The sequence below is a fragment of the Maribacter sp. Asnod1-A12 genome (assembly GCF_045063735.1).
Taxonomy (GTDB): Bacteria; Bacteroidota; Bacteroidia; order Flavobacteriales; family Flavobacteriaceae; genus Maribacter.
Genome location: NZ_JBEFNZ010000006.1, coordinates 3925869 through 3940284, shown reverse-complemented (window position 1 = coordinate 3940284; position 14416 = coordinate 3925869). Strand labels below are relative to the sequence as shown.

11 protein-coding genes are annotated in these 14416 nt (G+C 33.2%); 7 read left to right on the top strand and 4 right to left on the bottom strand.

All coding sequences use genetic code 11. The features are described from left to right. The first annotated feature begins 11 nt into the window (after positions 1–11). The 3 genes from ACJJVP_RS16975 to ACJJVP_RS16965 are packed head-to-tail and all read left to right on the top strand — an operon-like array spanning position 12 to position 5172. Entirely contained in the window at positions 12–2447 is a 2436-nt protein-coding gene (locus ACJJVP_RS16975; protein ID WP_405415572.1) for a YfhO family protein, read from the top strand. Continuing rightward, positions 2447–3718: a glycosyltransferase family 4 protein gene (locus ACJJVP_RS16970; RefSeq protein WP_405415569.1), complete on the top strand. Its 1272-nt coding sequence runs from the start codon at positions 2447–2449 to the stop codon at positions 3716–3718. The genes ACJJVP_RS16975 and ACJJVP_RS16970 overlap by 1 nt, the downstream gene beginning before the upstream one ends. Beyond that, positions 3718–5172: an oligosaccharide flippase family protein gene (locus ACJJVP_RS16965; protein WP_405415566.1), complete on the top strand. Its 1455-nt coding sequence runs from the start codon at positions 3718–3720 to the stop codon at positions 5170–5172. Before ACJJVP_RS16970 ends, ACJJVP_RS16965 begins: the two co-directional genes overlap by 1 nt. On the opposite strand, the gene ACJJVP_RS16960 is transcribed toward ACJJVP_RS16965, so the two are convergent. Then, on the bottom strand, positions 5173–6210 hold the full coding sequence (locus ACJJVP_RS16960; RefSeq protein ID WP_405415564.1) for an AI-2E family transporter: 1038 nt from the start codon (positions 6208–6210) through the stop codon (positions 5173–5175). It lies immediately after the preceding gene. Between the two features lie 143 nt (positions 6211–6353). Here ACJJVP_RS16960 and ACJJVP_RS16955 point away from each other — a divergent pair, with 143 nt between their 5' ends. Next, on the top strand, positions 6354–7229 hold the full coding sequence (locus tag ACJJVP_RS16955; protein WP_405415562.1) for an RluA family pseudouridine synthase: 876 nt from the start codon (positions 6354–6356) through the stop codon (positions 7227–7229). Between the two features lie 67 nt (positions 7230–7296). On the opposite strand, the gene ACJJVP_RS16950 is transcribed toward ACJJVP_RS16955, so the two are convergent. Together ACJJVP_RS16950 and uvrA are read right to left on the bottom strand one after the other, a co-directional pair. After that, entirely contained in the window at positions 7297–8505 is a 1209-nt protein-coding gene (locus ACJJVP_RS16950) for a hypothetical protein (RefSeq protein ID WP_405415559.1), read from the bottom strand. Positions 8506–8669: 164 nt separating this feature from the next. Then, positions 8670–11450, bottom strand: a complete 2781-nt coding sequence (uvrA, locus tag ACJJVP_RS16945; RefSeq protein WP_405415557.1) for an excinuclease ABC subunit UvrA — start codon at positions 11448–11450, stop codon at positions 8670–8672. A gap of 243 nt (positions 11451–11693) precedes the next feature. Here uvrA and ACJJVP_RS16940 point away from each other — a divergent pair, with 243 nt between their 5' ends. From ACJJVP_RS16940 to ACJJVP_RS16930, 3 genes are all read left to right on the top strand, one after another. Continuing rightward, positions 11694–12275: an RNA polymerase sigma factor gene (locus ACJJVP_RS16940; RefSeq protein ID WP_405415554.1), complete on the top strand. Its 582-nt coding sequence runs from the start codon at positions 11694–11696 to the stop codon at positions 12273–12275. 74 nt (positions 12276–12349) lie between these two features. Further along, positions 12350–12493 carry a hypothetical protein gene (locus ACJJVP_RS16935; protein ID WP_405415551.1) on the top strand — a complete coding sequence of 48 codons (144 nt, stop codon included), beginning with the start codon at positions 12350–12352 and terminating at the stop codon, positions 12491–12493. Between the two features lie 397 nt (positions 12494–12890). Next, positions 12891–13472: an RNA polymerase sigma factor gene (locus ACJJVP_RS16930; protein WP_027066572.1), complete on the top strand. Its 582-nt coding sequence runs from the start codon at positions 12891–12893 to the stop codon at positions 13470–13472. 232 nt (positions 13473–13704) lie between these two features. On the opposite strand, the gene nth is transcribed toward ACJJVP_RS16930, so the two are convergent. Next, entirely contained in the window at positions 13705–14367 is a 663-nt protein-coding gene (nth, locus tag ACJJVP_RS16925) for an endonuclease III domain-containing protein (protein WP_405415549.1), read from the bottom strand. Between the last annotated feature and the right edge of the window lie 49 nt (positions 14368–14416).

Sequence of the window (14416 nt, the reverse complement as noted above, 5' to 3'; positions counted from 1 at the left end):
TTATTTAGCAAATGAAGCAAGGCTTAAAATTCTTTTTCATCCATTTTTTTGTTGTCGTATTTTTTATCATTGCTGCACTGGCATATTTTAGCCCGGTGCTTCAAGGTAAAGTTATTTACCAGCATGACATTGCCCAGTATACGGGTATGGCAAAAGAGCAGAATGATTTTCGAAAATCTAACGACCAAGAACCGTATTGGACCAATAGTGCATTTGGTGGTATGCCAACATACCAACTTGGTGCAAACTATCCGCATAATTACATCAAAAAATTAGATCGATTAATTCGATTTTTACCTAGACCTGCAGATTACCTTTTTCTTTACTTCATAGGTTTTTATATTCTTCTTTGTTGCCTAAAGGTAGACTATAGACTGGCAGTTGTTGGTGCTTTGGCATTTGGTTTTTCCACTTACCTTATAATTATTTTAGGTGCCGGGCATAATGCAAAAGCACATGCTATGGCTTATTTGCCAGTATTGTTGGCTGGTATTGTTCTAGTTTTTAGAAAGAAATACCTCTGGGGATTTGTTTTAACAGCCTTGGCTATGGCTCTTGAAATTACAGCTAACCACTATCAAATGACCTATTACTTTATGCTGCTAGTTCTCATTTTGGGTGTGGTGTATTTGGTGTATGCAATAATGGATAAAAAATTAAAACACTATTTCGCTTCTGTTGGCATCCTATTGTTAGCGGTGACTTTGGGGATTGCTGCCAATGCAACAGGGTTAATGGCTACTAAAGAATATGCTGACTGGAGTACACGTGGTAAAAGCGAATTGACCATTAACCCAGATGGTTCACCAAAAGCAGACACTGGTGGATTAAGTAAAGCCTATATTACCAATTGGAGTTATGGTATTACGGAATCTTTAAACTTATTTGTTCCCCGTCTTTTTGGTGGTGCAAGTCAAGAGAACTTGGGTGAGAATTCTAAATCATATAATTATCTAATAGATAAGGGCTTGGCAAGATCAAGTGCATTGGATTTTGTAAGTGGTTTACCTTTGTACTGGGGAGAACAGCCTGGAACCTCTGGTCCGGCATATTTAGGTGCGGTTATATTCTTCTTATTTGTTCTAGGATTGTTTTTGGTTAAAGGCAAGCACAAATGGTGGTTGCTGTTCGGTTCAATAATGTCATTGGTTTTATCTTGGGGAAAGAACTTTAGTGCTTTAACCGATTTCATGATAGATTACTTTCCTCTATATGATAAGTTTAGGGCAGTGTCATCTATACAGATTGTATTAGAACTTTGTGTACCTGTTTTAGCCATTTTAGCTTTAAAAAAATTGTTTAAGGACAAAGTTCCACAAGCGGATATAATAAAATCCCTAACTATTACATCAGCTATTATTTTAGGTCTTGGGGTAGTGCTATTCATATTTAAAGGCGCTTTTCATTTTGTTGGTGCCAACGATGATAGTCTTAGAATGACAGGTTTAGAAGAGCTGCCAGAAATGCTTAGACTAGATCGTAAGAGTGTTTATACTAGTGATTTATTACGTTCTTTAGCTTTTTCTTTGGGTACGGCATTATTAATTTGGCTGTATTTAAAAGGGAAATTAAAAATGAATTTCTTGATTATTGCAATTGGTATTTTGGTTGTGGTAGATTTAGTAGGGGTTGATTTACGTTATGTAAACAATGATAATTTCGTGTCTAAACGAAAAATGTTAGAACCTTTCCAAGAATCTACTGCTGATAAAATTATAGCTAAAGATGATGGAGTATTCCGTGTTTTTGATCAAACAGACGGATTTGATTCGGCTAAAACTGCCTACTTCCATCAAAGTATAACAGGCTATCATGCGGCTAAACCTGCCGGTATGCAAGACTTGTTTAATTTTCATGTGTACAACGGCAACTTATCTGTCTTGAATATGATGAACATTAAATATGTTATTAGACAAGATCAGGAGGGTAATGTTTTTCCTATTGAAAACCCCAATGCAAATGGTAATGCTTGGTTTATTTCCCAACTAGAACCTGTTGCCAATGCAGATGCTGAAATAATGGCTTTAGATAGTTTAGATACTAAGAATATAGCTGTTATTAATTCTTCTAAGTTTTCTGATATTTATCCATTGACTTATCAAGTAGATTCTACGGCTTCAATTTCTTTAATTGATTATGAACCCAATCATTTAACGTATACGTCTAAAAATAGTAATGAAGGTGTCGCTATTTTTTCAGAGATGTATTACAAGAATGGTTGGAATGCTTATATTGACGGAAAAGAAAGTGATTACTTCAAAGTTGATTATGTATTAAGAGCTTTGAAAATTCCTTCAGGAGAACATAAAATTGAATTTAAATTCGAACCAGAAGTAGTAGCTACAGGAAGTAAAATTACTCTAGCCAGCACTATTTTATTGGGTCTTGTTATTATCGGAGGATTCGGTTTTTCTTTATGGAGGTCTAAGAAAGAAGAGGAAGCATAATGAGAAAGGTGCTGGTCATTACCTACTATTGGCCACCTGCTGGCGGACCTGGAGTTCAGCGTTGGTTAAAGTTTGTAAAGTATCTAAGAGACTTTGATATTGAACCGGTTCTGTATATTCCTGAGAATCCACATTATCCGCTTTTAGATGAATCTTTTTCTCATGATATTCCAAATGATTTAAAAATTTATAAGCATTCTATAAGGGAACCTTACCGTATAGCCTCTGTATTTTCTAGTAAGAAAACAAAGCGTATAAGTTCTGGAATTATTCAAACTAAAAATCAATCTTTTTTAGAGAAAATTCTATTGTGGGTTAGGGGTAATCTATTTATACCTGATGCAAGAAAATTTTGGGTAAAACCCTCTGTTGGTTTTTTAAAAGATGTTTTGGTAAAAGAAGGAATAGAAACTATTATTACTACCGGTCCTCCGCATAGTGTTCACCTTATTGGTTATTACTTAAAGAAGTCTCAGCCTTTAAATTGGCTTGCAGATTTCCGTGATCCGTGGACTACTATCGGTTATCATAAAAAACTGAAACTATCTTCATCAGCAGAAAAAAAGCACAAAAAACTAGAGTCTGATGTTCTAAATAGTGCCGATAAAATTATAGTTACGAGCAATACAACAAAGTTAGAATTTCAACAGATTACTAATCAGCCAATAAAGGTCATAACTAACGGATATGATGGTGAAATAGCTTCTTCTTATAAATTGGATTCTAAGTTTACTATTGCACATATTGGTTCCTTATTAAGTGGCAGAAACCCAATGAACCTGTGGAAGGTTTTGTCAATTTTGGTAAAGGAAAACGAGTATTTTAAGAAGGCACTACAACTACGTTTTATTGGTGTAGTAAGTGAAGAAATACTTGCATCAATATCTGAAGCCGGTTTGCAAGAGTATATTGAGATTGTTGGCTATGTTACGCATCATGAGGCATTAGCATATCAAAAATCATCTCAAGTATTGTTATTGGTAGAAATAGACTCGGTCGATACCATTGGTATCATACCCGGTAAGTTGTTTGAATATATGGCGGCAAAAAGACCTATATTGGGTATAGGTCCCAAAAATTGGGAAGTTGCTGGTATTGTTAAAGAAACGAAAACCGGACAGATGTTTGACTATTCTGATGATATTGAATTGAAAAACGTACTTTTAAGTTGGTTTCAGCAATTTCAAAAAGGAGAATTGCAAATAACCTCTGGTAGTATAAAGAAATACAGTAGAAGGGAACTCACCCGAAAATTGGTCGAATATATTTAATGGGTATCGTACTAAAACAGTCGTTGAATAATACAATTGTAACCTATTTTGGTTTTGCAATTGGGGCGGTCAATACGTTGTTTTTGTACACTAATTTTATGCAGCCAGGTAATTATGGTTTAATACAGGTCATCTTATCTGTATCTGCTGTACTTATGCCTATTTTGGCATTTGGTGTACCCAATAGTTTGGTAAAATTTTACTCCAGTTTTAAGAATGATCAAACTCAGAATTCATTCCTTACTTTAATGCTTTTACTTCCTTTAGTATTAATTGTGCCTGTTGCGTTACTAAGCTATTTAGCTAATGACACCATTGGAAACCTGCTTTCTAGACAGAATAATGTGGTTAGGGATTATGTCTGGCATATCTTTTTAGTGGGTATGGCAATGGCATATTTTGAAGTTTTTTATGCCTGGGCAAGAATTAGAATGAAATCTATGTTCGGCAATTTTATGAAAGAGATCTTTTGTAGAATAGGTCAGACTATCTTGCTTCTTCTTTTGTATTTCAAAATCATAGATATTGATTTTTTTATTAATGCTTTAGTAGGTTTCTATCTTGTACGTGCTGTAATCATGAAATTCTATGCATATACGGTGCGTAAACCTAAATTGAATTTTAAACTTCCTGAAAATTGGAAGACCATAGTTAGGTATAGCGCTCTTATTATTTTGGGTGGATCTACTGCTATTGTTCTTATGGAGGTTGATAAGGTGATGCTGAATAACTTTCTTGAACTTGAAAATGTAGCTTTCTATGCTGTAGCTGGGTTTATTGCATCTACTATTGCGGTGCCATCTAGGGCAATGCATCAAATAACATACCCGTTAACGGCAACTTATTTAAACAATAACGATAAGCTTGCGCTTGCGCAATTATATCAAAAAAGCTCATTGACACTCTTTATAGTTTCAGGTATATTATTTTTATTGATCTTGCTAAACTTAAATGAATTGTACGAGTTATTACCAGATAAATACTCTGGAGGATTTATGATTGTGTTTTGGGTAGGTTTAGTGAAAGTATATGATGCACTACTGGGTAACAATAATTCTATTTTATTTAATTCTGATTATTACCGCTCCATTTTGTTTTTTGGAGTTCTTTTGGCTCTGCTGGCCATATTATTTAATCTTTGGTTGATTCCGAAATACGGAATAGATGGCGCTGCTATTGCCAGTTTTAGTGCTTTTTTTATTTACAATACCTTAAAATTAGGGTATGTTAAATCTAAATTTAAAATACTTCCATTTACAAATGAAACATTAAAGGTACTAGCGCTAATTATTGTTACGGCTGTTATTTTTTCAACTTTTTCATTTTCTTTACATCCAATAATAAGTATAATCTTCAAGAGTGTTTTGATGATATTGTTTTATGTTGGGGTACTCTATCGCTTTAAAATTTCTGAAGATGTGTATGGGGTTTTAAATAAGTTCTTAAATCGTTAATTACATGTGTTGCTCTTTTGGTTTACTAGATTTTTGAATACCATATTGCTGTTTGTAAATCTTTACGATGATGAGGAATAGATTTATTATTAAGGGACCAAATATTAGTCCTACAAATCCAAATAATGGTATACCGATTAGAACTCCAATTAAGGTGATCAATGGGTGAGTGCTATCTAATTTTTTAAGAACAAATAACCGTATGACGTTGTCGGTCATACCTACTACCAATATTCCGTAAAGTAAAATTCCCCAAGCTTGAAAGTCTTCGCCGCTGGCGAGACTTAATACAAAAACAGGAAAAATGCCTATAAATGTTCCAATAAAAGGAATCATAGAGCCAATGGTTACAATTACGAACCAGAAAAGCGGATTTTCTACTCCGAAAATATAAAAGCCTATTAACGCTATAACTCCTTGAGCAACTGCCACTAGAGGTATGGCAATGGCATTAGAACGTACTACGCTGTCAATTTCTTTACCTAAAACCACCAGATTTTTATTACTTAATGGAATATATTCTAACAAAGAATCTTTTAATTGTTTAGGACTCTTTAGCATGTAATAAAGAAGGAATAATAATATACCCAATGAGATAAAAATGTTAAAAGTGCTATTGGCAAAACCTTGCATATTATCTGTTAACCAGCCCGATGCTTGTTGAGGGTCAATGGTCGAAGAAATATCGTAACCAACATATTTTTCTATTTGAGATACTTGATCTTTAAATGCTTTGGTTACTTGTTCAGATTTATCGGCGAAATCTCCTAATTGTGAACTCAGCATAAAACCGGCACCGGTTATGGGAATAAAAATTCCAAAAAATGCGGCAAAAATAAGTAGCATGGCCGCCCACATTCTTTTTATCCCCTTATTAATTAATTTTAACATCCATTTTCTTAGAACTACATAAAGTGTTAGTGCTCCAAGAACTCCAGATATGTACGGTAGCATATACTTAATGATTAACCCGCCAAGAAAAATAATCAACGTAAGAATAATTAACTGTCTAAGAATTTTATGATTGATTATTTTCATTATAGCTATTTAAAGGTGGATCGTTTAATGAGTGAAAATTATGGTTATAAACCAAGCTTCATTAACTCAGTTCGATTTTTTAGTAGTTCGAAAATTAATCATGCGAATATCATCTAAATCCTAATTAACTTTGAAGCCTTATAATGCATCTTAAAGAAACACATATCGTACCCGAGAATATGCCTTCTACTAGACTACAAGAATATGGGGTAGGCGTATTTCAACGTATTTCTACAAAATCAGCTTTAAAAAAGGCGATTAAAAAAAAGTGCGTATTTGTAAATGGTGCTATAGCATTAACCGCTACTATTATAACAGGTGGTGAAATTATTGAATATCATTATACATTAGAAAAGAGAAATACCACGAGACTAATTTTAAAACTTGATGTAATCTATGAAGATGAGTATTTGGCTGTTATAAATAAACCTGCTGGAATTTTGGTAAGTGGTAACGGTTTTAAAACGGTTGCTAATGCTTTGTCTCAAAATTTAAATATAAGTGCAGCAATTGATGCTGTAAGTCCGCAACCCGTTCATCGATTAGATTATGCTACTACGGGTTTACTTTTGGTAGGTAAAACTAGTAGTGTTATTACTGACCTCAATCAATTATTTGAGTACAAGAATATTGTAAAAGAATACTTTGCGGTAACCATTGGTAAAATGGAAACTGAGGGTACAATTATTCTTGATATAAATGATAAATTTGCAAAGTCTTCTTATAAGGTTATAGAAACAATTGCTTCTGGTCGTTTTTCAGTTTTAAATTTGGTAAAGTTACGTCCACATACAGGTCGAAGACATCAGCTACGAAAACATCTATTGGCTATTGAAAACCCTATATTGGGCGATGCAACCTATTTTTTAGAAGGATTGCAATTAAAAGGAAAAGGATTGTATTTACATGCAAGCTCACTACGATTTCAGCATCCTATTACTAATAAAGAAATTAATATTGAATCTGACTTACCTAAGAAATTTTTAAAATTATTTTCTTTATACGACCACCTAAAGTGAAATAAAAAGCGCCGTAGTGATTTTATTCACTACGGCGCTTTACAACTAACCAACCTAAAAACTTATTTTAATTTCTTCTGCTACTTTTAGTTGCTGAACTTGTTCTTGAACTAGAGCTTCCAGAAGAGGCTTTACTTATTGACCTCGAACTAGAGCTTTTGCTCACTGTGCTTCTAGAAGGACTACTCGTTGCTTTTCTAGATACTGTACTTCTTTGAGAGCTAGCGTTAGTCCCGGTACTAGTATTTGAATTTCTGTTTACCGGATTTCTATACGTAGTGGTACTTCTATTTACAGTAGTACTTTTAGGTGTACGTGTAACTTCTCTTTTAGTAATTGTTCTACTAGGTGTATTACGAACAGCTGTACTGTTACTTCTCTTTACTGAACCATTATTAGATGTACTTCTAGTAATTGTTCTGTTTTGAGTAGTTCTACCACTAGTTGTATTATTACGTCTTACTGTTGTTGATCTATTGATCGTTGAACTTCTATTCGTTCTTGTTCTGTCGTTATAAGCGATTGTTCTGTTCGTTCTTAAGCCATTATCTCTTTTAGCTACAGTTCTATTACTTCTAATATTATTATTTCTTACGGCAACTCGCTTATCATTTCTGTAAACAGTTGACCTATTATTTCGAACATTATTGTATCTATATTGTTTACCAACATTTACATAAGCTTTTCTAAAGTTGTTTCTGTAAGGGCTATAGTAAGAATATCTAATCGGAGTATAATACCTTCTGTAAGGGCTATTGAATACAAAGCTAAACCCTACTGCAGGTCTTACAAACCATCTGTGAAATGGACGGTATACATAGTTTCTGTTATATAGGTTGATATAACCAGTATGGTAATCATAGAAACCACGGTTGTTATAAAATACATTCATATTACCTACGCTACGAACTCTATTGTTTGCATAATTGATGTCTATATCACCAATCTGACTTACACGACCGTAATAGTCATAATAAATAGGTACATTTTCAACTTGAATCACTGCACCATAATCATCATATTGAGCATATGGGCTGTAATCATAACCAGAATTAAATGTTACTCCGTTTTTACTTCCAGTAACCTGGTTTTCGATGTAAAAGTCAAATTCGCCATCTGGATATACAGAAAATGTAATGCCGTTTTCTATGAAAATAAATGAGTTGTCGTATCTATAAGTATTGCTGTTTGCAACCTTACCTTCACTAATACCTGTAGCGAAAACACCTGTGGTGCTAAAAATAACCGCTGTAAAAAGTAGTACTAAGTTCTTCATAATATAAGGTTTAAATCTGCCCCCTTAGGCAGTAGTTCTAAATGTAATTATTTACATTCCCTTAGTACATTACAAACAGCGTGCCAAAAAAAATAAACCTTTGATTATTATATTGATAATCAAAGGTTTAAATATGAAATTATTGATTATTTTTGTATATGTTATTAATCTAATTTCTCTTTTAAGTAGCTCGCAGTATACGATTTTTTGCTTTTTATAACCTCTTCTGGAGTACCTTCTGCTAATAATTGCCCCCCATTTTCTCCACCACCTGGTCCAAGGTCAATAATGTAATCGGCACATTTTATTAAATCTATATTATGTTCGATTACTACAATTGAATGTCCTTTTTTAATAAGAGCATTAAAAGACTTCAATAATTTTTGAATATCATGAAAGTGCAATCCGGTTGTTGGTTCATCAAAAATGAACAGTGCTTTATCTTTTGTGCTTCCTTTAATTAAGAAAGATGCCAATTTAATACGTTGCGCTTCACCACCGGATAGGGTAGAAGAAGATTGCCCTAAGGTTACATAGCCTAAGCCTACATCTTGCAATGGTTTTAGTTTGGTGACAATTCTAGTTTGCTCCCCAGTTTCAAAAAACTGAATGGCATCATCAATGGTCATATTAAGAACATCATCTATGTTGGCATTGTTGAATGTTACTTCTAGAACTTCTTTCTTGAATCTTTTACCGCCACAAGTTTCACATTCCAAGTGAACATCTGCCATAAACTGCATTTCTACAGTAATCTCGCCTTCACCTTTACATTTTTCACAACGACCACCATCAACATTGAACGAAAAATGTTTTGCTTGATAATTTCTTATTTTACTTAGTTTCTGATTGGCATATAAATGTCTAATATCATCATATGCCTTTATATAGGTAACAGGGTTGGAGCGTGAAGATCTACCAATAGGGTTTTGATCAACAAACTCCACATGTTTAATATGGTTAAATTTACCTTCTACCGATGTGTGCTGACCAGCTTTCTCTCCATAGCCACCTGTCTCTTTTAATATAATAGGATACAGCAACTTTTTTACCAAAGTACTTTTACCACTACCGGATACTCCTGTAACAACGGTCATCATATCTAATGGAAAAGTGACATTGATATTTTTAAGGTTATGTTCTCTTACACCTTTTATAGTGATATGATTTTTAGATGTTCTTCTTTCTTTTGGTACTTTGATCTCCATCTTACCATTTAGATACTGTGCGGTAAGCGATTTTGATTTAAGTATTTCATTTAAGGTTCCTTGTGCAACAACCTCACCACCGTGAGTACCTGCTTCAGGACCTATATCTATAACCATATCTGCCGCTTTCATAATATCTTCATCATGCTCAACAACAATTACCGTGTTACCTAAGTTTCGTAATGATATTAATACGTCAATAAGATTTTCTGTATCTCTAGGGTGTAAGCCAATACTAGGTTCGTCTAATATATACATAGAACCCACCAAGCTACTACCTAATGATGTGGCTAAATTTATACGCTGACTTTCCCCACCGGATAAGGTGTTAGATTTTCTATTTATGGTCAAGTAGTTCAATCCTACTTTATCTAAAAATCCTAATCTTGTGTTTATTTCTACTAAAAGTCGCTTCGCAATCGTAGCATCACTTTCATTTAGTTGTAGCTCATTAAAGAAGACAATTAGCTTTTCAATTGATAAACCTACTAATGAAGAAATTGAAGCGCCGCCAACTTTTACATAATCGGTTTCTTTTCGTAATCGTTTTCCGTTACAGACATTACATTTGGTTTTGCCTCTATATCTAGAAAGCATCACCCTGTTCTGTATTTTATAGCTTTTCTCTTCTAACATTCCAAAGAACTTATGCAGACCTATAAAATGGGCATTGCCATCCCACACTAATTGTCTTTGGTCTTCGGTAAGCTCAAACCAAGGTTTGTGAATAGGAAAGTCATATTTGTAAGCAGAATTTACCAATTGATCTCGGTAAAAACTCATGCTTTCCCCTCGCCATGGAAAAATTGCATTTTCATAAACAGATAAAGCCGTATTTGGAACTACTAAATCTTCATCTATACCAATGACATCTCCATAGCCTTCACATTTAGGACAAGCACCATACGGATTATTGAAACTGAAAAGATGAACGTTAGGTTCTAAAAACGTCATACCGTCCAATTCAAACTTATTACTGAAAGGTGTTTGCTTTCCATCTTCCAATTCTTCGATCATACATTCGCCTTTACCTTCAAAAAAGGTTGTATCTATGGCATTTGCCAATCTATTATTAAAGTCTTCATCATCTTTGGTTATGATTCTATCGATTACCAAATCGAACTTTTTACCAATATCCTCAGGAGCTTGGTCTATACGTAGTACCTTATCATTATATTTTATACGCGCATAACCTTGTTTAGAGAATAACTCCAAGGATTTTAGTGCATCTCTATCTTCACGAATAATAATAGGCGCTAAAAGCAAAAGTTTTGTTCCCTCTTCATACGTTTTTACATGATTTACAACATCTGTAACGGTATGTTTTTTTACTTCATTTCCTGAAATAGGGGAGAAAGTCTTGCCGATACGTGCATACAAAAGCTTTATATAATCATATATCTCAGTAGTGGTGCCTACGGTTGATCTAGGGTTGGTAGAGTTTACCTTTTGCTCAATGGCAATTGCTGGGGCTATACCTTTTATATAGTCAACTTTTGGTTTATCGAGCTTACCTAAGAATTGTCTAGCATAAGAAGAAAGACTTTCTACATATCGTCTTTGACCTTCTGCATATAACGTATCAAAAGCTAAACTAGATTTACCTGATCCAGATAAACCTGTTATTACTACAAGTTTATTTCTAGGTATTACTACGTCAATATTTTTAAGGTTGTGCAGTTTGGCACCCTTGATTATAATATTTTCTTTCGGATTTACTTCGGCGAGTGTAGGCATACAAATTTCTATGATTACAAAGATACACTTTGCCTTTTTTCTGAACTAAGAAATGCAGCATATCTAAAAATAACACAAGAAATTTTCACATTTTTATAAGAGTATTTATTTTTTTATATCTTTGGGATCTCATAAAAATTCAATTAGCCTATAACGCAACATTACTTTTTAAAGTTAGAATTTAACCATTAGACCCTTATTCATTTGAATTTGGGGCTGCATTTTAACCCTACAAGTAACGTTATGGTAGTACAAGTTGAAGATTCCCAATTAATAAAGCAATACATTCAAGGAGACGAAAAAGCGATTGAAGCGCTAATAAATCGTCACAATTCTCGCTTAACAGGTTTTATCTATTCTAAAGTAGGTGACCGCGAATTGACAGAAGATATTTTTCAAGATACTTTCATGAAGGTTATACGTACTTTAAAAAGAGGAGCGTATAATGAAGAAGGTAAATTTTTACCTTGGGTAATGCGTATTGCGCATAACCTAGTTATCGATCATTTTAGAAAGCATAATAGAATGCCGATGTATAATAGTAAGGAAAGCTATAATATATTTTCGCTATTAGGTGATGATAAGTTGAATGCAGAAAAGCAATTAATCAAAGAACAGATTGATTCTGACTTACTTCGTATGATAAAAGAATTGCCAGAAGATCAGCAAGAAGTTTTAGAAATGCGTATATATAAGGATATGAGCTTTAAAGAAATTTCTGATAATACTGGTGTTAGTATTAATACGGCACTAGGAAGAATGCGCTACGCTTTAATTAATCTTAGAAAGTTGGTAGAAGCCAATAGTATAGTTTTAACGAATTAATAGGTAGCAGGTCGAGTGGATCTACTATCTTCATACATGTGTCGTTCTTTAGATGAACCTAAACAACAAGTAACATGGAAAAATTATACACGAAAGATAAAAGTAAAACTACATTAGTAAAGGCCAAAACTGAAACTGTTCAGTTTTTACTTGCTTACTCTAAATCTTTAAATATTACAGAAGTTGACGGATTGCAGTTTGAAACTAATTTAAACTAATACAATCTATATATTATATATAGACCCTTAGGTTAACACCTAAGGGTCTTTTGTTTTACAGACCCTTGTTTAACGAATTTATCTTGAATAAGGGTATGCTTTAATAGGTAAATAGCTTTTTTACACCTAGTTATATATTAGTCTTTTATTGTTTCACTAATATTTAAAGGCTTTTTGCACATTTATTTCTTTCCTACATTTTGCTGTCGAACTATCTGAAATCCTTTTTATTGTATCGAAATATACTTTTTCGATGTTTCACATCAAAAAAACGCGGTTTGACAACATACTTTTTCCTACAGCGACCCTTTTATCTAGTTTTATATCAGAAATAAAAAACAAACCAATTAACTAAAAAGATTTTCCCAATCTTAACCAATTAAAGAAAGTAACTCGTATGAAACTACAAATTGAAGACTCAGAATTAGTTAAAGATTACATCAGCGGTAACGAAGGAGCGCTTGAAATTTTAATTAACAGACACAATCAACGTATTACTAGTTTTATCTATTCTAAGGTTTTAGATAGGGATATTACAGAAGACATTTTTCAAGATACCTTTATTAAGGTAATTAAAACCTTGAAAAGAGGAAAGTATAGTGAAGAAGGTAAATTTTTACCTTGGGTAATGAGAATTTCACACAATCTTATTATCGATCACTTTAGAAGAAACAAAAGAATGCCAATGTTTGAAGGTAGCGATGACTTTAATATTTTTTCTGTAATAGGAGATGATAAGTTAAATGCTGAAAAACAATTAATAAAAAATCAAATTGATACTGATCTAAGACAATTAGTTGAAGAGTTACCAGATGATCAAAAAGAAGTTCTTTTAATGCGTATCTATAAAGATATGAGTTTCAAAGAAATCTCTGAAAACACTGGTGTTAGTATTAATACCGCTCTTGGTAGAATGAGATATGCTTTAATAAATCTTAGAAAAATCATTGAGAAAAATAATATTGTTCTTACGAATTAATCTGGAGTAGAAAATAGAATAAACAATATTTCCAAATTTGCTGCGTTATTTTATTGTAACAACGTAGGAAGTATGGAAAAAATTTACTCAGATTACCAAGAACAGACCGGATTTAACAAAGTTTGTCCGAAGACAATCAACTTCTTATTGAGCTATTCACAAGCCCTCTATGAATTTGAACACGAAGATTTAGAATTCGAAGTATTTTTGAATTAATAAAAAAAACCCGCTTTTAGCGGGTTTTTTTCTTTTTATAGTAGTCGTTAAGTACCGTTTTTCTCCCAATTGTTTTCGTAATTATATCTTTTTCCAAATCCCAACCTCTTGCAGGTGAATATTCTCTACCATACCAGATAATTTGTAAATGAAGATCGTTCCAAATTTCTTTAGGAAATAAACGTTTTGCATCTTTTTCTGTTTGTACCACATTTTTTCCGTTTGTGAATCCCCATCTATATAATAATCTATGAATATGAGTGTCTACAGGAAAAGCCGGTATACCAAAAGCTTGTGAAATAACAACACTTGCCGTTTTATGACCTACAGCAGGTAATTCTTCTAAATATGCTAATTCTTGTGGTACTTCACCATTATGTTTGTCAATTAAAATTTGCGATAAACCATGAATTCCTTTGGCTTTCATTGGTGAAAGACCTACCGGTTTTATGATTTCCCTGATTTCATCAACACTTAATTTAATCATGTCATAAGGGTTGTCTGCCTTTGCAAATAGGAGGGGAGTAATTTTATTTACCCTAACATCTGTACTCTGTGCAGACATTAATACGGCAATTAATAAAGTATATGGATCTTTATGATCTAATGGTACAGGAATTTCTGGATACAGCTCCTTGAGAGTAGAAATTGTAAATGCTATTTTTTCGGCTTTCGTCATTAATTGTTTAATTTTGATTGCAAATATTTAAACACAAATTTATAAAACT